We start from the raw sequence: 20,881 nt of genomic DNA, 5'->3' as shown, positions 1-20,881 counted from the left end.
AAGTTTAGCACCTTTCAGTTCATCAAGTATTCAGGAAAACATCATCAAAATGTAAACACTCAGCACTTCTCCAGGACCGCCCGAGTGCCCTCGCCCACCCGGCTCTCTATATGGAGCCTCATGCCATGCCTCCTCAGAATCACCGCTGCCAGGGCAAGGCCCAGCCCTGCCCCGCCGCTCTGCCTGCTTCTGGATTTGTCCACCATGTAGAAGGCCTCTGTCAGGCGGGCTATTTCCTCTTGTGGTATGCCGCAGCCGCTGTCCTCCACTGTGACGCGGCCCCCCTCGGAGCTTATGACCACCCTGCCGCCTTCTTTGCAGGCCTTTATGCCGTTGTCCACCAGGTTTACTATCACCTCTGTCATTAAGTCCCTGTCGCAGGGGATATCCCCCTCCAGAGGCCCCAGCACTATAGACACCCCCCGCTTTGCAGCCCCCGGAATGCATGTCTCCCGGGCGCCGGCGGCAAGGCTGGCGATTGGGACAGGCTCGAAGGTAATGGGAACGTCCCGGTCCAGTTCCAGCAGGCGCAGCATTTTCTTTGAGAGCCTGTCAAGCCTGCCGCTCTCCCGGCAGATGTACATTAGGGCGGTATCCCTGTCCTCGTCGCTGAGCTTTGCGTAGCGCAGGGTCTGCCCATAGCCTGAAATGGCAGTGAGGGGGGTCTTCAGCTCGTGGGTGAGGCTTGCCATGAACATGGTCTTCTGCTCCTCGCTCTCCTCCACCCGCCTTATATGCTCCTCCACCGCCCCAGCCATGCGGTTAAAGTCCCGCCCCAGGCCCGCAAGCTCGTCCCTGCCCGACTCCGGCACCCGCTGCCCGTAGGCCCCCGCCGCAATGGAGTTGGCCCCATCCGAGAGGGCCTGCAGGGGGCGCAGGGCCCTGCGCAGAATCAGAAACACCGCCAGAGCGCCCCCTACCAGCACCGCCGCTGAGAGCGCAGCCTCCTGTGCCGCCAGGCGGTACAGGCTCAGGTAGGTGTCCGTCACGTCTACGATATGTATAAAGGTATATGGGGACACTGCCTCGAAGCTGTACGCCAGCAGCCGCCTGCCGTGATAGAGCCCGGCCTCCTGGGGTTCGCGGCCCCCTTTTGGAGTTGTCCTGAGCTCCGAGGGCTCCAGCACGGTGGGGTTATATACCGCCTCGCCGTTTCTCAGAAGTATGCTGTACTCCTGGTTTTGGGATTTCAGCCAGTACACCCCGGCCGATGGGCTCAATTCACCCTGAAACCTGCCGCAGTAGCTCTCGAAGCCCTGGAAGGCCGCCTCGCTTTGGGCATAGGCGCCGCGCGCGGCCTCCTGGAGTATCGTCCGGCGGCTGATGGAAAAGCTCAGGCCGTTGCACAGCAGGGTAGCCAGCAGCAGCACCGCTCCCGCCAGCAGCGACAGCTTCACCCGCAGCTTCATAGGCCCTCGTCCTCCAGCCTATAGCCCAGCTTCGGCACGGTCTTTATAGCCTTCTGCAGCCCCAGCTTCTTTCTGAGCTGGCCTATATGCACGTCCACCGTGCGGCTCTCCCCCAGGTAGCCGCTGCCCCAGACCAGGCCTATCAGGTCCTCCCTGGAGACGGCTATGTTCCTGTGCTTTGCCAGCACCACCAAAAGGTCAAACTCCATAGGCTTTAGGGCAACCTCCACGCCGTTTTTGCGCACCCTATGGCCCTCCAGGTCTATTTCCAAATCCAGCACCCGCAGCACGTCCCCCTTGGACGTCCTCATAAGCACCTTTTCCACCCGCACCAGCAGCTCCATCACCTGGAATGGCTTCACCATATAGTCTTCAGCGCCGCCGGTGAGCCCTCTTAGCTTGGACTCCAGGTCGTCCCTGGCGGTCAGGAATATCACCGGTATTTTATACGGCTTCAAAAGCCCGAAAACCCCGAATCCGTCCAGCCCCGGAACCATCACGTCTAAAATGGCAAGGTCGAAGGCGTGGTCCCCGCTTAGGGCCTGCTGTAGCTTCAGGCCGTCTGAAAACACCACCGGCTCCATCCCTGCCACCTTTAAATTCATGGCTATCATGCTTGCGATAGCCTCCTCGTCCTCCAGCACCAAAATGCGCTTGTGCATATTATTAAGCCCTCCCTTAAACGGCAGTAGAGCCCGCGCGAGCAGGCCCTGCCTCTATCCTGTATCAGTATCCTAAGTCGGCATCTATCACGGAGCCGTCAATGGCGTTTACCGCCAGCAGCGTGCCGCTTTGCTCATAGACCGGGTACCCCTCGCTGTAGGCCGTGGCTCTCCCCTCAAAGCTCCACACCGGCACAATAAGGCCTGTGTCGAAGCTGTCCTTCTCGCTTATCCGGGAGTAGCTCAGGCGCACGCGGTCGACCTTCGCCTTGCACTCATAGTCGCTTTCAGCCAGCACTATCGGCAACATCTGCTCGAATATGCCCTTCACCTCGTCAAAGGTCTTGAGGGAGGTGCCCTCTACCACTGTCTCGGTTATCTCAAGGGGGGCGTTGTACCTGAAGCCCGTTATGCCGCTGTCGTCAACGCGCACCTCTATGCACTCCCCGGGCCATAACTGCTTATTAAAGCCGCCGTCCGGACTGGAGTTGCCGTACTGTAACTTTCCGCCGCTGGACTGGGTGAGCATTACGCCGTCCTCTTCCCGGCGGTAACTGAAGATGTAGTTTACCCGGTAGTTAAGCCCGTCCATCTCCGTATAGAGCCCGCCCTGCTCCAAGGCGAAGCCGGTAAGGTCAAGCTTGTCAAGCAGCCCCTGAGCGAGGGACTCTGCCTCCTCCTCGGGCATATCCACTGTGGTGCTGCCCAGTGGGGTGAAGGCAATGTCCTCACTGTCAAAGATGGTGCCTTCCGGCAGCACGTTCCCGGGCACGCCGTGGGCCCTAAAGAACTCCTCATAGGAGGTGCCTGTCCCCGGAAGCCTTGGGTTCAGTGTGTGGGTGTCAAATATGGTGTCCTCCACTATTATGCCGAAATAGGCGTGCTCCTCCATATCCTTCCGGTATATGAGCTGGTTGCTGTAGTCGGCGTTATTCTGGACGTAGAGCGTGCGGTAAAATCCGTCGCTGCCGTCGGATATGCCGTAGAAGCACTGGTCCCCGTCTATGCTGAGGTCTTTCATCCAGGTGTAGTATTCGCTGTCGGGCTTGCTGCCGCTGAGCTCCATTACGGAGCGAAGCTTGCCGTCTGTGGGATAGCCGGCATAGTTTATCTCCGCGGGGGCCGCCTCGTATTCCTCCTGGAGCCTGTCAATTTCTCTCTGGGCTTCCTCGCGGTACGCCTTATTCTGCTCTTCTATCTCCTCAGCGGTAAAGCCCTCGCCCTCTGGAATGTTGGGGTCGTTCTTCATCTCCTCACTATGGGCCTCATGCTCCGCCACCGCCTGCCGCCAGCTCTGTATCTCCCATTCAATGTCCTTTTTCGTGCGGACCCTTGTAGCCTCGCCGTCGTACAGCTCCACGTCCCCGCAGAGCTCGGCCCTCGCCTTATCCAGAAACTCCTGGGTAAATGGCTTCTGCCTCACCCTGTAGATTGACAGCTTCTCAGCTTCCGGCAGCTCCACCTGGGCGTCGACCTCTGCCTTCACCTCCAGGTTCTGGCTCTCGATGGTGGTCTTATAGGCCTCAGTCTTCCCGGCATCCTTAATGAGCTCCCCGGCGTCCACCCTGCTGCCGTCCGAGGCCGCGCCCTCCTCTATGAGCTTATCCATGTCCTTATTTGCCACTATGGAGCCCTCGGGGTCCTCCTGGCAGGCCGCAAGTGAAGCTGTGAGCACGGCAGCGCAGAGAAGAGCCGCCAGCTTTTTCACCGTCATTTTTCCCATGGTACTTGTCCTCCTGTCTCTTAGGTTTATCATATCATACCAGCCGGGAGGTAATCAAGTATTCAGGAAAACATCATCGAAATGTAAAATCCGGCAAATCATGCGCCCCCATACCCGCACTGTCCCGGAGCCCCGCCTCGAGCTGCCTCGGGTCTATCTGCCTAAAGCCCACGGAGGTCCGCAGGCTGTTCATCTCCCCGGGGCTTATGGCCTCCCGGTACTGAAATTCTGTATCCATCGTTTTTCCCCTTACCGCTCTTATTACTTTAATTTTTACTATTTTAAATAAATATTAAGCTCTTAAATAACTCAAATAACATACTAAAGACAGGCCGGTGCAGCCTGTCTTTAGGGTATATCCGCTCACATCAGGAACTGCTGGAGCACATCCATCAGCAGGCCTATGTCTATGGGCTTTGCTATGTGGGCGTTCATGCCGCTTTTCAGCGCCGCCTCCTTGTCGTCCTCCATGGCGTTGGCGGTCATGGCTATAATAGGCAGGTTCTTTACGTCCCGGCGGTCAAGGGCGCGTATGGCCTTGGTAGCCTCGTAGCCGTTCATGACCGGCATCTGCACGTCCATGAGCACACCGTCATAATAGCCCTCCTCGGCCTTCTCCATCATGGACACAGCGTCCGTGCCGTCGGGGGCGGACTCTATCACGAACCCTGCCTCCTCCAGGATGACCGTGGCTATCTCCCGGTTGAGCTCGTTGTCCTCCACCAGCAGGAGCCTCCTGCCCTCAAAGTCGGCCTCGGTCCAGATAACGCCGTCTGCCTGGTCCGTGCCGCCGATATTGTTTGCAGCCAGCAGCGCCGACCTTAAATCCGACATAAACAGGGGCTTTGCGCAGAAGGCGGTAATCCCAGCGGCCTTGGCCTCGTCCTCAATATCCGCCCAGTCGTAGGCCGTGAGGATGATTATGGGGGCGTCGTTGCCCACCACGCTCCTTATCTTCCTGGCGGTCTCTATGCCGCTGGTCTCGGGCATCTGCCAGTCTATTATATAGGTATGGTAGGGGTCCCCCTCCTCATAGGCGGACTTGGCCCTGTACGCCGCCTCCCGGCCCGAGGTGGTCCACTCAGAGCGCAGGCCTATGCTCTTGAGCATTTTGCTCACGCTGTCGCAGACGTTGAAGTCGTCGTCCACCACCATGGAGCGCAGGCCCTGGAGCTCCTTAATCTCCTGGGCGTTCCTCTCCACGTCCTGGAGCTTTAAGGGTATCCTCACCGAGAAGGTGCTGCCCTTGCCCACCTCGCTCTCAACGGTTATCTCGCCGCTCATCATGTCAACTATGCTCTTTGTAATCGCCATGCCAAGGCCCGCGCCCTGTATGCCGCTGCGGGTGGCGGTGGACTCCCGCTCAAATGGCTCGAAGATATGCTCCACAAACTCCTTTGACATGCCGATTCCGTTGTCCTTTACAATAAACACATACTCCCCCCAGCCGTGCTTAAACGCGGGCCGCTGGATAATCCTGAAGCTTACCGTCCCGCCGGCGGGGGTGTATTTTACGGCGTTGCCCATAAGGTTTATGAATATCTGGTTCAGCTTTAAGGGGTCCGCTATAACGTCCTCGTTTACCACCTCGAAGGTGTCTATAAACATCTCAAGCTGCTTCGACTTCACCTGGGGCTGGATTATATTCACCAGGTTGTGCATGAGCTCGGGTATATTGCACTCCTGGTTGTGAATCTGAAGCTTGCCGCTCTCTATGCGGCTCATGTCCAGTATGTCGTTTATCAGCCCCAGCAGGTGGTTGCTGGAGGAGAGTATCTTCTGCAGGCAGTCCCGCACCTGGTCCGTGCGCTCCATATGGCTTGCGGCTATGGTTGCAAAGCCAATTATGGCGTTCATGGGCGTGCGGATATCGTGGCTCATATTTGAGAGGAAGGTGGTCTTTGCCTGGTTTGCGTGCTGGGCCTGCATGAGGGCGTCCTGCAGGGCCTGGGTCTGCTCCCGCTGCTTCTGCTCCTGCTCTGTGATATCCTTTGAGACCACCATGGCAATAAGGTCCCCGGTGTCCTCGTCCCGGGTCAGTAAAAAGGACTGCCTTATACAGTGGGCCTCTCCCTCCCAGGACTCCCAGAAGTCCACGTCCGTCTCCATGTTCCCCCGCTCGAACTGGGCCTTCAGGTAATTCACATCGGCACACTTACCATAGGCCTCCCGGGACTCCGGCAGCACCTCCTGCACCCAGCGCTTAAAGCACTCCGAGGCTTTGCAGGGGGCTTTGAGCCCCACGGCCTCCAGCGCGGAGGTTGCCTTGCCGTCCCTTAGCCTCAGCACGTCCTGCTCCATCATATCGTTTGTCAGGTTGCACTCAAAGGCGCTCACGGCGTTGGACATTATCGCCAGCCTGTACTGCCTGGCCTTGCGGTTCAGTATGGAGCGCTCCCGCTGCTCCCTGAGCTCCCGGAGCTTTAGCTCCGTCACGTTCTGGCGCACATAGAGCGCCCTCACCGGCACGCTCTCCCGGCGCTCCAGGCACACCACTATCAGGTGCTCCCACTCCTCCTTCCCCTTGCGGCGCACATGGCACTCGTGCACCAGGGAGTCGGCGTCCTTCAGGCCCTCCATAAGGTTCTCGGGCTTTGCAAACTGCCGGTATGCCGCCTTGCCCTCATCCCCTATCAGGTCGGCGGCGTGGGCGGGTATCACGTTGTCGGTGTATTTCCCCTCCATGGGCAAAGCGGAGTTCAGGGGGCCTTCCCCCGCCATATATGAGTAGCTGTCCTGCTCCAGGTCCACTATAAGGTATACGGAGGAGAAAAGTATGTTTATGCCCCGGAGCACGTCGCTGAAGGTCTTATTCTCCTTCTCAAGCTGCCTGCGCTGCCGTCCGGCCCTTATTATAAGGAAGGCCACATACAGTACAAACAGGATTATCAGGCAGACCTCTAGCCAGATACCCGCGCTGTTCGCCCGCCTTAGCATATTCTCTGTTATGTCCCTGGGGAAGGCCTGCACAAGCACGTAGTCGTACCCCGGCAGGCTCACCGCGCAGAGGTTGTCGATATCGCTCTCCTCATTGCAGAAGACGGACACGCTGCCGCCCTCCTCAAAGGCCGTGGTCTTTATGGTCCTCGCCACACCCCTGTCTATGACCCCCGCCCCCGACATATTGTCAAGAAGGTTCCCTGTATGGGTCCCGCCGCCGGAGCTGGCTATTATGCTGCCGTCCATATGGCACAGGTACACCTGGGCCTGCTCCCCGAAGTAGGTGGTCGAGAGCATGTCGCGCATATAGTCCTCGGCAAAGTACAGCCCCAGAAATACGCCGTACACCTCCTCCCCTGCCTTCACAGGGGAGAAGAAGACCATCATTGGCTTGCCGGTTATCCTGCAGGTGGACACCACCTCTATCCCGCTCTCGCCGCTCATGCCCCTTTTGAAATACTCCCTGTCGGAGCTGTCGCTGGTCTTGCCGTCGGCGGTGTAGTTTTTGCCTGTCACATCGGTGAAGCGCACGGCGTCGAAGGTGGTATTGCGCTCCATCTCCATGAGCATCTCCTGGTCTATCTTCGGGGCCTCCCCCTTGGTGCCCACCAGGTACGCGCAGTTTTCAATGCGCTGCAGGGCATTGTCGAACTCGCTGCCTATGCGCTCAGCCGTCTGCCTGGCGCAGTCCTCGGCGTAGACCCTGTTCTGCTCCTGTATCCTCCCCTGGTTCTGGGCCGTATAGATAAAAAACAGCACCGACACTACCGCCAGGAAAAGAAAGGCGTAGGATACCGGCTGCCATATGGGCCTGTTCCTCTGCTGCATAATCCCTCTCCCCCTCTTTAAGAGTTATATTCTGATTATTATAACACATAAGCTGGGAGCTTGCAAGGGATGTATTGCGCTTTTAGCTTTCCGGGGAGGAGCCGGTTTTTCCACCGGCCCGCCCTGTGCGCTTGCGTATAAACTGGTAGTCCTCCGTGGTGAGCTCAATAGGGCCGTGCTTATGCTCGAAGCGGCTGACATGGGCCCGGATAAGCTGCTCCAGCTCCCTGTTTGCAGAGCGCCCGTTATACTCCGCGATGTACTTAAGCTTGTCCATCAGCCCCTCCGAGGTGCGCAGGGTGTACTGTGGGTATCTGTGCTTTCCAGACGGCATAACAACCTCCTTCAGCTTTTACTGTATTTTTCTTTACCAGACTGTATGGAGTAGTATACCAACCAGAAGTTATTTTATTAGCATATTGACATTAGGTGGAGACCAATTTATAATACTAAGTGAGCCGTGTTTACATTAAAATGAATGGGGATAGAAAGTGATATGACAGCCTTTAACAAAGACCTTGGGGCCATGCTGCGCACGCTGCGGCTGGCAAAAAACGCCACCCAGGAGAGCGTGTCAAAGCTCCTTGGGGTGACCCGCTCCGCCTACTCCTACTACGAGTCCGGCAAGACCTCCCCCGACCTGCACTCCCTCAGGGTGCTGGCGGAGTTTTTCGGCATACCGCCCGCGGACTTCTTCTACCCCGAGCTCTACGCCGACCCTGAGGATTCCGGCAGGCGGGTACAGAAAAGCAAGCCCCTGAATTAGGGGCTGCCGCATATATACTATATACATTCACGATACATATTCACACAATATTTAAATAGTTTATAATATTTGTAAAAAATTGTTGCTTTCTGAGTTTTATAGTGGTATAGTATTATTATAGTGAATTGTTTATACTGAAGCCCGCTATGAAAGGATGATTGACAATGAAAAAGCTCGCCGCCCTGATCTTATGCGCACTGACACTCCTGCTGCCCCTTTCGGCCTGCGGGCCCAAGCCCTCCGGCCCATTGCGGGTCTGCCTGGACCTGGGGCTTGACGAGATTGACTCCAACAAGGCTGAGAGCGCCTTCAAGTCTCTGATGAAGGCCGTCGCCTCTATGGGCGGGCCCGAGGAGTACGAGCTGGAGCTCGTGCCCCCCGAAGGTGAGGAGCGCATGGGGGCGCTCACCCGGCTGAAGGCCGAGATAATGGGCGGCAGCGGGCCGGACCTTATTATGACCTGCTACGCCTCAAAGGAGGGCCTGCTGTTCCCGTACCCTGAGAAGTCCGCCGGAAACGGCCTTTTCCTGAACCTGGACAAGTATATGGAGAAGTCTGAGATAACAGAGTGGGACCAGCAGATACAGTCTGTTTTAAACGCCGGAAGGACTGAAAAGGGTCAGTTTATTATACCCCTATCATACCAGTTCAATATGAGCTGTTTTCTCAAGGAGGACGTGAGCCATACCCCCGACAGGAGCAAAACCTGGGAGGAGACTGCCGCAGGCGGGGACATTATCGACAAGGCCTGCACAGCCTATTGGGGCGGCTCCCCCCAGAAGACAGACGGCACCGGCGATATGACAGTGCACAATACCCTGGGCAGGCTTGCCGACTTTGACAAGGAGGAGCTGCTGTTTACCGCCGACCAGCTTAAGGAGCGGATACATAGGAATTTCGAGCTCTTGGACGAGTCAGACGCGGAGGCCTTCGGGGATACCCCGGCCTATTCCCAGCCTTTGTCCGGCGCAGGGTTTATTGGCCGCGGGTCCGGTATTGATGAATCGGCCACGCTGACCTACATCCCCCTCTACTCCCGGGACGGCGGCGTGACCGCCTCGGTGCGCTCCTATGCCGTCATAAGCGCCGGCAGCAGGCATAAGGACGACGCCTTCCTGGTGCTGGACTACCTTATGAGCCTGGAAAGCCAGCAGTCCGGCACCTTTTACAACTCCTACCTCGCCTTCCGGGGCACCTTCGGCGGGTTCCCCATGGACTCCCGGCTGATGAGCGAGGAGTATCCTGTAAAGCTCCGGGGCTCCGATAGCTGGAGCCTTTCAAAGGAAAATTTCGACGGCCTCCGGGCTGTACAGGACTCCATAACCGCCGTGAACTTTTTCGACACTGTAACTGTGGGGGTGTATGAGCTGGAGAGCCGCTGCCTGAACATACATACCGGCTTTGAGGAGGGGGACATCGACCAGCTGATTGACGAGACCTGCCGGGTGCTGGCTATGAGCCTGCAGGAGTCCTAGACTATATATAAACAAATCAAATAATAATATTATATATATAACAGCCTCCTGAAACCGGAGGCTGTTTATTTATGTGCGGGGCGGCATAGCCGCCCTGATTAGCCTGTCATAATCAACACTGGCGAAATCCGTGGCGTCCACCTCAACCGTCTCTCCCCCCAGCCCGAAGCCGTCCATCGCCCGGCACCAGCTGTCGAAGGTCTCCTGGGATATCTCGCCGCCTATGCGGTTTGCCCGCCCCCGCCCGGGGGTGTTCTCCCGCTCTATGAAGCGCCGGTAGAGCACGGCGGTGTCGCCGGTAAATTTATAGGTCAGGGAGCTATAGCCGTATTTTTCCATAAGCCCCCTGAGCTCCCCCGCCTCGTCCACCGGCTTCACCCCGGCGGGCACAAAGTTGCCCTCCAGGATAACCGGCGCCCCGGTCTCCATCAGCCTCTCCGCTACATAGAGCATGGCGTTAAAGGTAGCCGCAGAAAACCTGCTGCTGGCGCTCCTGTCCTCAATGGGCAGGTCCCGGCAGATGGCGCTCTTAAAGGTGTCCTTTATTAAGTACGGCACGTTCAACTCCCTTGCAAGCCTCAGGGCGAAGGTGGACTTCCCCGAGGCCAGGTAGCCGCATATAACTATGGCTTTTTTTGTCATTGGTATGCTCCCTTTAATCGTTCTTCTGCTTATAGCCTTAGAAAATAGTACAAAGAAGCAGCCGCTCCCGGGTCAGGGGAACGGCTATTTTTAAAGATAGTCAATAACCCAGGCCAGCCGTTCAAACTATGGCAGCGCCCGCTTTTTTCTTTTTCTATATTTATTATACATTATACACGCCCCGGCCTTCTTTGTCAAGGCAAAAGCCTGCCGCGGCCTTTTTAAAATACCGTGCGGATAAGCTTTTCGCTCTCAGGCGGGGAGTAGACAAATTCCTCCATGTGCACGCCGCTGAAGAAGTATTCGGGGGGCTGGGGGCGTCTGGGCTCGCTGTCGAAGGTCTCTATGATAATCAGCTTCACCTTCATCCTCTGGGGCAGCACGCTCTTTATGAAGACGCTGGCCTGCTGGCCCGGGAAGATGTTCTCCCGGGTCTCCGCAAGGCCCGCCAGGTTTGGGGAGAGCTCCACGAAGACGCCATAGTTTTCTATACTGCGTATGACCCCTCCCACGGTCTCCCCGGCCCGGAAGCGCCCGGCGTTCTCGGCCCAGGTGCCAAGTAGCTCCTTATGGGTCAGGTTTATCCTGCCGTTCTCCCGGCTCCTCACCACCACCCTTATGTCCATCCCCGGCAGGAAGCGCTCCTTGGGGTGGCCTATCCGGGAGACGGAAATGCTGTCGATAGGCAGCAGGGCGGGTATGCCGCAGCCGATGTCCGCAAAGGCCCCGAAGGGCTCAAGGTGGGTGACCCGGGCGGGTATCACGTCCCCGGGGGCAAGCCTCTCTATGTACTCCCTCTGGCAGCGCTCCTGGGCCGCCCGCCGGGACAGCAGGGCCGTCACCCGGCCTTCGCCGTCCCTTATAAAGTCACGCACGATAAATGAGACAGGCCTGTTCACTCGGGAGAGTATGGCGATATCCCGCACAGTCCCCTCCCTAATGCCCAGGGCCCCCTCCTCCCTTGGGATAATCCCCCTCATACAGCCAAGGTCCACAATAAGGTCGTGGGCGCTGTCGCACATAACGGCCCGGGCCTCCAGTATCCGCCCCTCCCGCATGGCCTCGCTGAGGGCGGCAGGGGAGCCTGCCGCCGCCAGATTCTCCGGCGCGTTCAGCCGGTGTCCTTCAGGGTAAAACTGGGTCTCCAACATTTCTACACTTCCCTTTCTATACAAATCTCTGGTTTTCCCAAGAGATAATATGCGCGGGGAGGCTGCGATATGCGGGGTTGACAAATAGGGCGGGGAAGTGTATAATATTGATAGAAGAAAAGCGGGCGCTGCCATAGTTTGAACGGCTGGCCCGAGTTAAGTAGTCGCTTATATAAAAAAGCAGCCGCTACCTTAGGCCGGAGCGGCTACTTTTTTGCATTCTTATCACTTTTCGTCAGCTCTATTAAAATCTGAATAGTAGTAAGCATCAGATACAGCAGCTCGAAATCGCTCAAAAGTATCACCTCCTATCCACGGAGGAATCCCGCTTATGTAGCAGCAAAACTTTCAGCGCGGGTCTCTATGTAATCGGAAGTTTCAGGCCTTCCGCAGAAGCAGGAGTTTTCCGGTACCCCGCGAACGCGGGGGCGGCTCTTTCAGAGCCGAGGAAAACTCCGGGACTTGACCAGAGCATAGCTATGGTCAACGTCCGCCGACCGTTCACCGTTATTATGACAGTGCCCTTGGGCACATTATATCATCCATATGCCCGATTGTCAACGCTGGCCCCTGCCTGGCAGCGGACTTGCTGAAAACAAACCCCATCAAAAAGAAAAGGAGCACATAAAATGGACAAAAACAGGAAAAAGGAGCTGCGCTCCCAGTATGACGAGCGGAAGCCCGATATGGGCATTGTCTGCTGGCAGCAGGGCGAAAACAGGTGGATAGCCATATCCAGGGACGCCGCCGCCGATTATAACGGCAGCCTGTTCCAGCTGCAGCTTGGCTCCTGGCCCAACAGGGAAATGCAGAAGGCCTTCACTGAGGACCCCGGGTCCTTTCAGTGGTCCGTGCTGAAGAAGCTGGAGTATAAGGAGCGGGACGAGGACCATAGCGAGGACCTGGAGCTGCTGTATATGCTCTGCCTTGAGGAGTACCCGCAGGCCCGGCAGATGCGTCCGGGGAGAAGGTAAACATCCCCCAAGGAACGAAAATAGAGAGGCAGCCGCTCCCGGCCTGCCTCTCTGTTTTTTGCCTTATCAGCACTCCTCCAGCCTGAACCTGCCCTCAGAGGCGCCGCACCTGTATTTCTTCCCTGCCGCCATGGTCCCCTCAAGCAGCCTCTCGGAAATCACGTCCTCCAGCTCCCTTTGAACAGCCCTTCTCAAAGGCCGCGCTCCATAGCCCGGGTCGTACCCCTTTTCGGCTATGAGCTCCACCGCCTCGGGGGTGAACTCCACCTCCACCCCAAGCTCCGTGAGCTTGCCGGAGAGGGTGCCAAGGAGCTTCCCGGCTATTTTTACCGTATCTTCTTTTGTCAGCTTGTGGAAGACGATTATATCGTCCACGCGGTTTAAGAACTCCGGCTTGAAGAGGTTTTTCAGCTCCCCCATCACCGTGGATTTTATCTTCTCAAAGTCCCCGGCTGCGCTCTCCTCCCGGGCGAAGCCCAAGGAGCCCTGCCTCTCGGTGATGAGCCTTGCCCCCACGTTTGAGGTCATGATGACCACCGTGTTCTTGAAGTCCACGGTCCTGCCCTGGGAGTCGGTGACCCGCCCATCCTCCAGGAGCTGTAAAAGGATGTTGAACACCTCCGGATGGGCCTTCTCTATCTCGTCGAAAAGCACCACCGAGTATGGCCTGCGGCGCACCGCCTCTGTGAGCTGGCCCCCCTCGTCAAAGCCTACATAGCCGGGAGGTGAGCCCACCAGCCTTGACACCGTGTGCTTCTCCATATACTCGCTCATGTCGAAGCGGACAATGGCCTTTTCGTCCCCGAACATGGCCTCTGCCAGGGCCTTGCAGAGCTCCGTCTTGCCAACACCTGTGGGCCCCAGGAAGATGAAGGAGCCGATTGGGCGGTTTTTGTCCTTCAGGCCCACCCTGCCCCGACGTATGGCCCGGGCTATAGCCGTGACAGCCTCCTCCTGGCCCACCACCCGCCGGTGGAGGGTATCCTCCAGGCGCAGGAGCCTCTGGCTCTCCTCCTCGGTGAGCTGGGAGACCGGCACGCCGGTCCACATGGACACAATATCCGCTATGGCCTCCTCTCCCACCACGCTATTGCTGCGCTCGTTCTCAGCGGCCCACTTGTCCCTGGCCTGCTCAAGCTGCTCCCTAAGCTCCTTCTGCTGGTCCCGAAGGGAGGCCGCCCGCTCAAAGTCCTGGCTGTTTACAGCCGCAGCCTTGTCACCCTCCAGCTCCTTTATCCTTGCTTCAAGCTCCTGGAGATTTCCCGGGGCGGTGAAGGTCCTGAGGCGTACCCTGGACGCCGCCTCGTCCACCAGGTCTATGGCCTTGTCGGGCAGGAAGCGGTCGGAGATATACCTTGCCGAGAGCTTCACCGCCGCCTCTATAGCCCCGTCCGTTATCTTCACCTTATGGTGGGCCTCGTACCTATCTTTGAGCCCCTTTAGTATCTCAACGGCCTCCTCCTCTGAGGGCTCCCCCACGGTCACCGGCTGGAACCGGCGCTCCAGGGCCGCGTCCTTCTCTATATGCTTTCGGTACTCGTTTATGGTGGTCGCGCCAATCACCTGGAAGTCCCCACGGGCCAGGGCTGGCTTGAGGATGTTCGCCGCGTCTGTGGAGCCCTCTGCGGAGCCCGCGCCGATTATGGTGTGCAGCTCGTCAATAAACAGGATTATGCTGCCGTCATTTTTCACCTGCTCTATAGCGGACTTAATGCGCTCCTCAAAGTCCCCCCTATACTTTGTACCGGCAATCATGCTTGTAAGGTCCAGGGATATGAGCCGCTGCTTTTTCAGGGTCTCCGGCACATCCCCTGTGCTTATCCTCAGGGCCAGGCCCTCGGCTACGGCGGTCTTGCCCACGCCGGGCTCGCCGATGAGCACCGGGTTGTTCTTCGTGCGCCGGGACAGTATCTGGATGACCCGCTGTATCTCCTCCGAGCGGCCTATGACCGGGTCAATCTTCCCCTCCCTGGCCATCTCCGTCAGGTCCCGCCCGAACTGCTCCAGGGCCGAGCCCTTTTTCACCCCGGGCTTCCCGGCCTCGCTCTCCCCGGCAAGGACCGCGCCGCTCCCCATCAGCTCCCGGGTCACCCTGTCCGGCTCCACCCCCAGTATTTTCAAAAAGCGCATGGCGTAGCAGCTCTCGTCCTGCATTATTGCTATGAGTATATGCTCCGTGCCCACATACATGTTGTTGAGCCTTGCGCCTGCCATAGCCGCTACCTGTAGTATCTGCTTTGTGCGCGGGGTGAAGTTCTCGGGGGTAAGGCTGGTGGGTTCGCCCCAGCCGATACGGTCCTTCAGCTCCTTCTCGTAGCCCTCGGCGGTCACCCCCAGCTTTGAGAGCACCGTATAGGCCACGCCGCTGCCCTCCTGTATGAGCCCTAGCATAAGGTGCTCGCTGCCTATATAGTCGTGGCCCAGGCTCTCGGCGGCCTCCACCGCCAGGTTCAGGGCCCTGTTGGCCTTCTCGGTGAAGCCTTTGAACTGGAACATAAAATCACTCCTCCATTTAATAATTACAATATTAACTATAATAATTTATAATATTTTTATATCTTTGAATGTATCCCTCAGTATATCCGCCCGCAGCCGGTCCCTGTCCTCGGGGGAGAGCTGCCTGCCCCCCGCAGCCATGAGGGTTGCGGGCTGTACCTCCACCGCCAGGCCGTTTACAGTCCCCAGCTCCACCCCGGAGAGCCTGCCCTCCGAGAGCCCCAGCCGCACCAGGGACAGCAGGCGGGTGGCCTCCTCCCCGGACATCAGCCGGGCCGTGCCCAGTATCCCCGCAGCCCTTGAAAGCTGGTCCTGCCACTGGACCGTGCCCAGCATTTCCTTTCTCAGGCGGCGCTCCTGCTCTATAAGCTGCCCGGCGATAGAGGCTAGGTTCTCTATGGCCTGCCGTTCGCTTAGCCCCAGGGTTATCTGGTTTGAGAGCTGGTACATCTCACCCACGGCCTTAGTGCCCTCGCCGAAGGCCCCCCTCAGCACCATTCCCAGCTTTGACAGGTTTTCCCCTATGCGCCCCATGCTCCCGGACTCGGTCAGCCCCGGCAGGTGCAGGGTCAGGGAGGCCCTCATGCCGGTGCCCAGATTGGTGGGGCACTGGGTCAGGTATCCAAAGTCCCTGTCGTAGGCATATTCCAGCCTCTCGCTTAAAAGGGTGTCTATCCTGTCGGCGGTCTCCATGGCCTCGGAGAGGGCCTGCCCCTCCCTGAGCACCTGTATCCGCACATGGTCCTCCTCGTTTATCATAATGGAAATGCTCTCGTCGGCGCTGAGCAGCAGGGCCCGGCCCTGGCGCCCCGAGATAAACTCCGGGCTCACCAGGTGCCGCTCCACCAGGGACACCGCCTCCTCCCGGGAGAGCTCCTCCAAATCCAAAAACCTGACGTCCTTTGAGAGCACGCTGTTGCCGTTTTCCAAGGCGTCCCGCACCCTCTCCACCACCTGCTCCCGCTCCTCATGGCCGGCCCTGTCCGGGAAGGGCAGGCGCTTTAAGTTCCTGGCAAGGCGCACCCGGGTGCTGGATACCACCTCCCCGGACTCTCCCCCTCTGCCGTACCACTTAGCTTCACTCATGGCTCTCCAACTCCTTTATCTGGTCTCTCAGTATGGCTGCCTGCTCGAAATCCTGTCTTTCTATGGCGGCCTTCAGCTCCTGGCGCTTCCTGTCGGCTTCAGAAACAGTTTTCTGCCCGGTATTTGCAAGCTGCACGTTCTTCTCCTGCACCATAAGGGCCGAGCCCCCGGGGATTTTCCCCTTGTGCTGGACAGTGCCGTGGATTCGCTCGATAACCGGTATGAGCTGGGTGCGGAAGGTGTTGTAGCACTCCCCGCAGCCAATTTTGCCGCTCCCCTTTATCTGTCTGAAGCTGGCCCCACAGCCCGGGCAGCGCTTCTCCTGGGCGGCGGTTTCCGTTCCGGTGAGCAGCCCTCCCAGGAGGCTCCCGAAGCCGCTCCAGTCGCCCAGCATATTGCCGTAGCCCTGTTTCTTCGCGCACTGTGAGCACAGGTGGGCCTCCGTCAGCTGTCCGTTTATGACAGTCTTAATATGGGTGGTGGCGGTCCGCTGACCGCAGCTCTGACACATCATACAGTATACCTCCTAAAAAATTAGTCTATATTTGGAATATCCCCTGTCTTTTCTATGCACTCCTCTAAATAGGAGCGGTAGTCGTAAAAGGGGTAGTTTCTCCCCCAGCTGTCCCCCTCCCTCATGGAGAGGTGGAAGGTCCCGTGGTGCTCCTCCCCGCCCAGGGTGTAGCTGCCGTGGAAGTACAGCAGCAGGTCCCGGCAGCCGGTGCTCTCCTCAAACTCCTGACGTAAGCTGTCAAACTCGGCCTTCACTTGGCTGACAGCCTTTGCCGCCTTTTCAAGCTGCTCCTCGCTGTCCAGCGGCCCCAGCTCCAGCTGGAAATGCCGCTCATAGTGGTTGTAGCTGCCGTACTCGTAGCCGCAGCCCTGCTCCTCAAGGAGGCCCTCGATTTTGTCATAATATCCCCTCGCCGCCAGCCACTCCTCCAGGTAATATTCCAGCACCTGAAATTCGCCCTTTGACTTTGCCGCAGTCCACGCCGGGAACTCCGTGCCGTCGGAGGCCTCTACTGAGTGTACCCCTCCCCCGGTCCTGCCGGTGCACTCAAAGCCCATTTTGGGGTATCTCTCCCGGAGCTTTGAGAGCATTGCCGCGTCCTGGCTCTCATGGGTCCCATTGAAGACCAGCACTCCACCCCGGCAGCCGGACAGTAAAGTTATGAGCAAAATTACTCCGAAAACTGTTCGAGCCAGCTCCAGCCTTCCTTTCATGTCCTGGTTACCAGCAGCATGTTCTTGCATATCATGGCCCGCACCGTGTCCCTCAGCTCCCGGGGCACCGCCGCCAGCGCCTTCTCCGACAGGGCCGCGGCAATCAGCTCCGCCGACTGTCTGTCCAGCACCGTGCTCTGCACCATGTTTTCCAGCATGACCCGGGCCGAGGCCCCGTCCAGGGAGTCGCCCACGCCGTTTATTATGTGCATTATCATGTCCGCTTTGCTGAGCTTTAGCCGCGTTATGCGTATATACCCGCCGCCTCCCCGGCGGCTCTCCACCAGATAGCCCTGCTCCGGGGTAAACCGGGAGGTGAGCACGTAGTTTATCTGGCTGGGCACACAGCCCAGAAATCCCGCCAGCTCGTTGCGCTGTATCTCCGCAATCCCCCCTGCCTGGTTCAGGAGTTCTAATATATAGTTTGCAACGCTGTCGCTTATCCTCATCCCATTGCCTCCGTTTGCCTTTGACTTTCTTTGACCTTAGTTTACATCTTATCCCGCCCAATGTCAAGGTCAGTTAAAGTCAAACTAGCCTGTGTAATATATGTCAGGCTCCCTATAGCTCGTCTATTCTCCTATTTGCTCCGCTATACTCTTTTTTCAAAAAAACCTTCTCCTCCCTGTCACCCTTTCTGCCCCCGGGAATAGTATAGTGGTGTAAGACGTCGGGCGAGACCCGAGTCTGAAACACCGGGCGGCGCCCGGGTCCGAAAGGAGGCGTGCACAAATGTGTAACAACAGTTGCTCTTGGATTATCATAATCCTTCTCCTGCTCTGCTGCTGTGGCGGCGGTTGCGGCAGCAACTTCATGTCCGGCGGTTGCGGTGGCTGCAACGGCGGTGACTGTGGCTGCGGCGGCTGCAACAATGGTTGCTGCTAACCTGGGCTCTGCCCAAACCTGACCTCGGGCCCTGCCCGGGTCAAAAACAGAGAGGGCGTCGTCCTTTGGGACGGCGTCCTCTCACTTTATAGGGGGGTTCTTATTTTGCCAGCACAGCCTCCTCCAGCGCCAGCGCAAGCTGGGCCGGGCACGAGGTCTTCTTCAGGCCGCACTTAATATCCTTGCAGCGGCTGATATACTCCTGCACGGTCATCCCCTTTGCCAGTGCCGCAACACCCTGGGTATTGCCGTTGCACCCGCCGGTAAACTTGACGGACTTGATGATATCCCCGTCCAGCTCAATGTCTATGCCCTTGCTGCACACCCCAGTGGGGTTATAGTGAAATTCCATAGCGGTACCTCCTTAATTATTTACATATATACTGTATCAGATTTTCCCCCGGCTGTCAAGCATACAATTATGCCCTGTATTTATTGACAGGATTCAACATGGTTGGTATAATATATACACTTGCCCGAACCTTCAGAGCAACAAGAAGGAGGTGACAAGCGCTATGGACGTATTATGGGACTTTTTTGTCTCCGTCCTCGGTGGGCTGGCTGCCAACTACATAGGCTCCATCCTTCCTAGCCTGTTCCGCCGTCTGCGGCAGGGCAAAAAGGGCAAGTAAGGCCCTCCATAGAATGAACCCCCGGAGCCGTATCTCCGGGGGTTCGACTTTGGTGAAAGCGCTATGGACGTTACGTTTTCAGGTATATTATAACACAGCCTCCACGAAATTGCAACCCCCAAAAATCTATTCCTCCCCCACTCCGTCCCGCTCCAGGAGCTTTTCGGGGGTAAACCCTCTGGAGGCCGCGTTGAAGAATACCACGTCCAGCACCGCTAAAGCTGCTGAGATTAGGATGAGGGCTATGATGTTCAGCCGGAAGATTCCGGTAAGCTGCATAAGGTAGATTGCCGCCACAGGCAGTATCAGGTAGCCCATGGTCTGGAGGGACTCCACGGTGCTGTGTACCCTTGTGACGGTGAGCGCCACGAAGACCACTGAGAAAAGGGACAGGGTGGGCATTTCCAGCACCAGCAGGATGAGCCAGTCCAGGGTGAAGAACAGGCGCACCTCTGCGAACACGTCCGCTACGGTGACCGTGAGGGCGAAGGCCAGGAAGCCCGCCCCTGAAATCAGCACCGACAGCACCGTGCAGCTGGTAGTTTTGGCGTTGAACACAGACTTCGGGCCCATGGAGGTAAGCAGCAGCGTCTCCAGGGTGCCGCTCTCCCGCTCCATTACAAAGGCGTAGCTGGCTGAGGCCGCGCCGGTGAGTATGGGCACGCAGAGGAAAAGCATAGGGCAGAGCAAATCCGTGAAAATCACCAGCCACCCCTGCTTGTACCCCAGCCCAGACACATACTCCGGCAGCAGCGCCGTAAGAGCCTCAGGGGGCCTTGCCCCGGGAGCCTCTGGCATTAGCAGTATCAGTACAAAATACACCGCCGGTATCACTACCACCAGCATTACCGGCAGCAGCACCAAGAGCGCCCGGCGGCTGCTCCTGGTCCAGATGGACTTCATGTCCTTCTTCACCAGCTGCAGCTCCGCGGAGCTCAGAAGCTTTGTGCCCTGCCCCGGCTCAGCTTCCCTCTGGGACGGCACTCTCTGTGCCTGGCTCCTCTGCCGGGAGGAGCTGTGCTTCGTCTCTTGTCTCCCCATGTATCTCCGCCTCCCTTCTGCGCCCGCTGTCAAGGTGGGCCTGGTATATCTCCCATAGGGTGGGCCTGATGACCCGCGCCTCATATAAGCTGCCGCCTCCCGAGACCACCTGCATTATAAGCCTGGGCATCTCCTCCTCGGATTCCAGTGACTTCTGCCACAGCCCGTCCTGCTGCCGCCGGAAGCCCTCGGGGGCCTCGTCACCGTCCTTCAGCCTTAAAGAGGCCCTAAGCTTTGCGCCGCCTGCCAGCCTCAGGGACTCCAGGTCCCCCCTTGCCATAAGCGTGCCCTCGTGGAGCAGCCCGAAGCTCTGGCAGAAGTCCTGGACGAAGCCCATATCCTGTGTGCACATGAGCAGGGTGACCCCCTCCTGGCTCCCGGCATACTCCAAAAGCTCCCTCACAAGCCCCGCCGTCTCCAAGTCCATCCCGGCCCCCTGGCTGTCCAGCAGCAGCACCCTGGGGCGGTGGATAAGGGCCCGGGCCAGGCTTGCCCGCTTGAACATCCCGGTGGAAAGCTGCCGGGGGCTGTGCTCCCGCTCCTCCCACAGGTTCAGCCTGCGCAGCAGGAAGGAGGCCCGCTCTATAGCGTCGGATTTTGTCAGCTTCTGTATGCCCGCAAAGAACAGCAGGTTGTCCCACAGGCTCAAATCGGCGTAGAGTTTTGAGGAGTACAGCACCGTGCCCACCATGCTGTGGAGCCTTGCGGCCTCATAGCCCGGGGACAGCCCCAGCACGCTGCACTCCCCGGAGCTGGGCCGCAGGAGCCCGGAGAGGAGCCGGATAAGCGTGGTCTTCCCCGAGGACTCCGGCCCCACGCAGGCCATGGAGCGGCCCTCGGGCACCAGCAGGTTTACACCGTGGAGGGCGGGCCTGCCCCCTCCCGGGCCGTATACTTTTGTCAGGTCATAGGCCCCGATAGCGTCCATGGCCCTGCCCCCTTCC

General features: G+C 58.2%; 20 protein-coding genes. 4 read left to right on the top strand and 16 right to left on the bottom strand.

Features of this window, described 5'->3' with window-relative positions:
• Window positions 1-59: 59 nt before the first annotated feature.
• The 6 genes from D5270_RS07800 to D5270_RS07775 all read right to left on the bottom strand — a co-directional run bounded on the left by D5270_RS07800 (window position 60) and on the right by D5270_RS07775 (window position 7,896).
• Window positions 60-1,409 carry a sensor histidine kinase gene (locus D5270_RS07800; RefSeq protein ID WP_166543567.1) on the bottom strand — a complete coding sequence of 450 codons (1,350 nt, stop codon included), beginning with the start codon at window positions 1,407-1,409 and terminating at the stop codon, window positions 60-62.
• Window positions 1,406-2,071 carry a response regulator transcription factor gene (locus tag D5270_RS07795; RefSeq protein WP_166543566.1) on the bottom strand — a complete coding sequence of 222 codons (666 nt, stop codon included), beginning with the start codon at window positions 2,069-2,071 and terminating at the stop codon, window positions 1,406-1,408. The genes D5270_RS07800 and D5270_RS07795 overlap by 4 nt, the downstream gene beginning before the upstream one ends.
• Before the next feature lie 64 nt (window positions 2,072-2,135).
• Window positions 2,136-3,794, bottom strand: coding sequence for a DUF6034 family protein (locus D5270_RS07790; RefSeq protein WP_166543565.1), 1,659 nt, complete (start codon window positions 3,792-3,794; stop codon window positions 2,136-2,138).
• Between the two features lie 73 nt (window positions 3,795-3,867).
• Window positions 3,868-4,032, bottom strand: coding sequence for a hypothetical protein (locus tag D5270_RS07785; RefSeq protein WP_166543564.1), 165 nt, complete (start codon window positions 4,030-4,032; stop codon window positions 3,868-3,870).
• Window positions 4,033-4,157: 125 nt separating this feature from the next.
• Entirely contained in the window at window positions 4,158-7,562 is a 3,405-nt protein-coding gene (locus tag D5270_RS07780) for a hybrid sensor histidine kinase/response regulator (protein ID WP_166543563.1), read from the bottom strand.
• 82 nt (window positions 7,563-7,644) lie between these two features.
• Window positions 7,645-7,896, bottom strand: coding sequence for an Arc family DNA-binding protein (locus D5270_RS07775; protein ID WP_166543562.1), 252 nt, complete (start codon window positions 7,894-7,896; stop codon window positions 7,645-7,647).
• A 162-nt stretch (window positions 7,897-8,058) separates the two neighbouring features.
• On the opposite strand from D5270_RS07775, the gene D5270_RS07770 reads away from it, so the two are divergent.
• Window positions 8,059-8,328 carry a helix-turn-helix domain-containing protein gene (locus tag D5270_RS07770; protein WP_166543561.1) on the top strand — a complete coding sequence of 90 codons (270 nt, stop codon included), beginning with the start codon at window positions 8,059-8,061 and terminating at the stop codon, window positions 8,326-8,328.
• 164 nt (window positions 8,329-8,492) lie between these two features.
• Entirely contained in the window at window positions 8,493-9,803 is a 1,311-nt protein-coding gene (locus D5270_RS07765; protein ID WP_166543560.1) for an extracellular solute-binding protein, read from the top strand.
• A gap of 69 nt (window positions 9,804-9,872) precedes the next feature.
• Here D5270_RS07765 and D5270_RS07760 read toward each other — a convergent pair whose 3' ends face one another.
• Together D5270_RS07760 and D5270_RS07755 are read right to left on the bottom strand one after the other, a co-directional pair.
• On the bottom strand, window positions 9,873-10,445 hold the full coding sequence (locus tag D5270_RS07760) for an AAA family ATPase (RefSeq protein ID WP_166543559.1): 573 nt from the start codon (window positions 10,443-10,445) through the stop codon (window positions 9,873-9,875).
• Between the two features lie 221 nt (window positions 10,446-10,666).
• Window positions 10,667-11,596 (bottom strand): S1 RNA-binding domain-containing protein, encoded by a 930-nt coding sequence (locus D5270_RS07755; RefSeq protein WP_166543558.1) that lies wholly within the window; start codon window positions 11,594-11,596, stop codon window positions 10,667-10,669.
• 629 nt (window positions 11,597-12,225) lie between these two features.
• Between D5270_RS07755 and D5270_RS07750 the strand changes: the two genes are divergently transcribed.
• Window positions 12,226-12,570 carry a GIY-YIG nuclease family protein gene (locus D5270_RS07750; protein WP_166543557.1) on the top strand — a complete coding sequence of 115 codons (345 nt, stop codon included), beginning with the start codon at window positions 12,226-12,228 and terminating at the stop codon, window positions 12,568-12,570.
• Window positions 12,571-12,636: 66 nt separating this feature from the next.
• Here the strand turns inward: D5270_RS07750 and D5270_RS07745 are convergent, their stop codons facing one another.
• Genes D5270_RS07745 through D5270_RS07725 form a run of 5 tightly spaced genes read right to left on the bottom strand, consistent with a single transcriptional unit; the run spans window position 12,637 to window position 17,828 of the window.
• A complete protein-coding gene (locus D5270_RS07745; RefSeq protein WP_166543556.1) occupies window positions 12,637-15,066 on the bottom strand; it encodes an ATP-dependent Clp protease ATP-binding subunit in 2,430 nt (809 codons plus the stop codon).
• Between the two features lie 45 nt (window positions 15,067-15,111).
• Window positions 15,112-16,152 carry a protein arginine kinase gene (locus tag D5270_RS07740; protein WP_166543555.1) on the bottom strand — a complete coding sequence of 347 codons (1,041 nt, stop codon included), beginning with the start codon at window positions 16,150-16,152 and terminating at the stop codon, window positions 15,112-15,114.
• The gene (locus tag D5270_RS07735; protein ID WP_166543554.1) at window positions 16,145-16,666 is read right to left on the bottom strand and encodes a UvrB/UvrC motif-containing protein; all 522 of its coding nucleotides are present in this window, start codon (window positions 16,664-16,666) and stop codon (window positions 16,145-16,147) included. Before D5270_RS07735 ends, D5270_RS07740 begins: the two co-directional genes overlap by 8 nt.
• A gap of 20 nt (window positions 16,667-16,686) precedes the next feature.
• Entirely contained in the window at window positions 16,687-17,334 is a 648-nt protein-coding gene (locus D5270_RS07730; protein ID WP_166543553.1) for a hypothetical protein, read from the bottom strand.
• 41 nt (window positions 17,335-17,375) lie between these two features.
• Complete coding sequence (locus D5270_RS07725; protein WP_166543552.1) at window positions 17,376-17,828, bottom strand: CtsR family transcriptional regulator; 453 nt, start codon at window positions 17,826-17,828, stop codon at window positions 17,376-17,378.
• A gap of 283 nt (window positions 17,829-18,111) precedes the next feature.
• Between D5270_RS07725 and D5270_RS07720 the strand changes: the two genes are divergently transcribed.
• On the top strand, window positions 18,112-18,264 hold the full coding sequence (locus D5270_RS07720; protein WP_166543551.1) for a hypothetical protein: 153 nt from the start codon (window positions 18,112-18,114) through the stop codon (window positions 18,262-18,264).
• 100 nt (window positions 18,265-18,364) lie between these two features.
• Here the strand turns inward: D5270_RS07720 and D5270_RS07715 are convergent, their stop codons facing one another.
• From D5270_RS07715 to D5270_RS07705, 3 genes are all read right to left on the bottom strand, one after another.
• Window positions 18,365-18,616: a TIGR03905 family TSCPD domain-containing protein gene (locus D5270_RS07715; protein ID WP_166543550.1), complete on the bottom strand. Its 252-nt coding sequence runs from the start codon at window positions 18,614-18,616 to the stop codon at window positions 18,365-18,367.
• A gap of 406 nt (window positions 18,617-19,022) precedes the next feature.
• A complete protein-coding gene (locus tag D5270_RS07710) occupies window positions 19,023-19,937 on the bottom strand; it encodes a hypothetical protein (protein WP_166543549.1) in 915 nt (304 codons plus the stop codon).
• Window positions 19,858-20,865, bottom strand: coding sequence for an ABC transporter ATP-binding protein (locus tag D5270_RS07705; RefSeq protein WP_166543548.1), 1,008 nt, complete (start codon window positions 20,863-20,865; stop codon window positions 19,858-19,860). Before D5270_RS07705 ends, D5270_RS07710 begins: the two co-directional genes overlap by 80 nt.
• Window positions 20,866-20,881: the final 16 nt, after the last annotated feature.

The organism is Acutalibacter sp. 1XD8-36 (assembly GCF_009917525.1).
Lineage (GTDB): Bacteria > Bacillota > Clostridia > Oscillospirales > Acutalibacteraceae > Acutalibacter.
This window is presented reverse-complemented; position numbering and strand designations above follow the sequence as displayed.

What these genes read in the sequence shown, in the direction of transcription:
- D5270_RS07715 (WP_166543550.1), bottom strand. Translation starts at nt 18,616, where the DNA reads ATGGAATTTCACTATAACCCCACTGGGGTGTGCAGCAAGGGCATAGAC.
- D5270_RS07765 (WP_166543560.1), top strand. Translation starts at nt 8,493, where the DNA reads ATGAAAAAGCTCGCCGCCCTGATCTTATGCGCACTGACACTCCTGCTG.
- D5270_RS07750 (WP_166543557.1), top strand. Translation starts at nt 12,226, where the DNA reads ATGGACAAAAACAGGAAAAAGGAGCTGCGCTCCCAGTATGACGAGCGG.
- D5270_RS07760 (WP_166543559.1), bottom strand. Translation starts at nt 10,445, where the DNA reads ATGACAAAAAAAGCCATAGTTATATGCGGCTACCTGGCCTCGGGGAAG.
- D5270_RS07800 (WP_166543567.1), bottom strand. Translation starts at nt 1,409, where the DNA reads ATGAAGCTGCGGGTGAAGCTGTCGCTGCTGGCGGGAGCGGTGCTGCTG.
- D5270_RS07775 (WP_166543562.1), bottom strand. Translation starts at nt 7,896, where the DNA reads ATGCCGTCTGGAAAGCACAGATACCCACAGTACACCCTGCGCACCTCG.
- D5270_RS07755 (WP_166543558.1), bottom strand. Translation starts at nt 11,596, where the DNA reads ATGTTGGAGACCCAGTTTTACCCTGAAGGACACCGGCTGAACGCGCCG.
- D5270_RS07725 (WP_166543552.1), bottom strand. Translation starts at nt 17,828, where the DNA reads ATGAGGATAAGCGACAGCGTTGCAAACTATATATTAGAACTCCTGAAC.
- D5270_RS07740 (WP_166543555.1), bottom strand. Translation starts at nt 16,152, where the DNA reads ATGAGTGAAGCTAAGTGGTACGGCAGAGGGGGAGAGTCCGGGGAGGTG.
- D5270_RS07795 (WP_166543566.1), bottom strand. Translation starts at nt 2,071, where the DNA reads ATGCACAAGCGCATTTTGGTGCTGGAGGACGAGGAGGCTATCGCAAGC.
- D5270_RS07745 (WP_166543556.1), bottom strand. Translation starts at nt 15,066, where the DNA reads ATGTTCCAGTTCAAAGGCTTCACCGAGAAGGCCAACAGGGCCCTGAAC.
- D5270_RS07790 (WP_166543565.1), bottom strand. Translation starts at nt 3,794, where the DNA reads ATGGGAAAAATGACGGTGAAAAAGCTGGCGGCTCTTCTCTGCGCTGCC.
- D5270_RS07780 (WP_166543563.1), bottom strand. Translation starts at nt 7,562, where the DNA reads ATGCAGCAGAGGAACAGGCCCATATGGCAGCCGGTATCCTACGCCTTT.
- D5270_RS07735 (WP_166543554.1), bottom strand. Translation starts at nt 16,666, where the DNA reads ATGATGTGTCAGAGCTGCGGTCAGCGGACCGCCACCACCCATATTAAG.
- D5270_RS07785 (WP_166543564.1), bottom strand. Translation starts at nt 4,032, where the DNA reads ATGGATACAGAATTTCAGTACCGGGAGGCCATAAGCCCCGGGGAGATG.
- D5270_RS07720 (WP_166543551.1), top strand. Translation starts at nt 18,112, where the DNA reads ATGTGTAACAACAGTTGCTCTTGGATTATCATAATCCTTCTCCTGCTC.
- D5270_RS07770 (WP_166543561.1), top strand. Translation starts at nt 8,059, where the DNA reads ATGACAGCCTTTAACAAAGACCTTGGGGCCATGCTGCGCACGCTGCGG.
- D5270_RS07705 (WP_166543548.1), bottom strand. Translation starts at nt 20,865, where the DNA reads ATGGACGCTATCGGGGCCTATGACCTGACAAAAGTATACGGCCCGGGA.
- D5270_RS07710 (WP_166543549.1), bottom strand. Translation starts at nt 19,937, where the DNA reads ATGGGGAGACAAGAGACGAAGCACAGCTCCTCCCGGCAGAGGAGCCAG.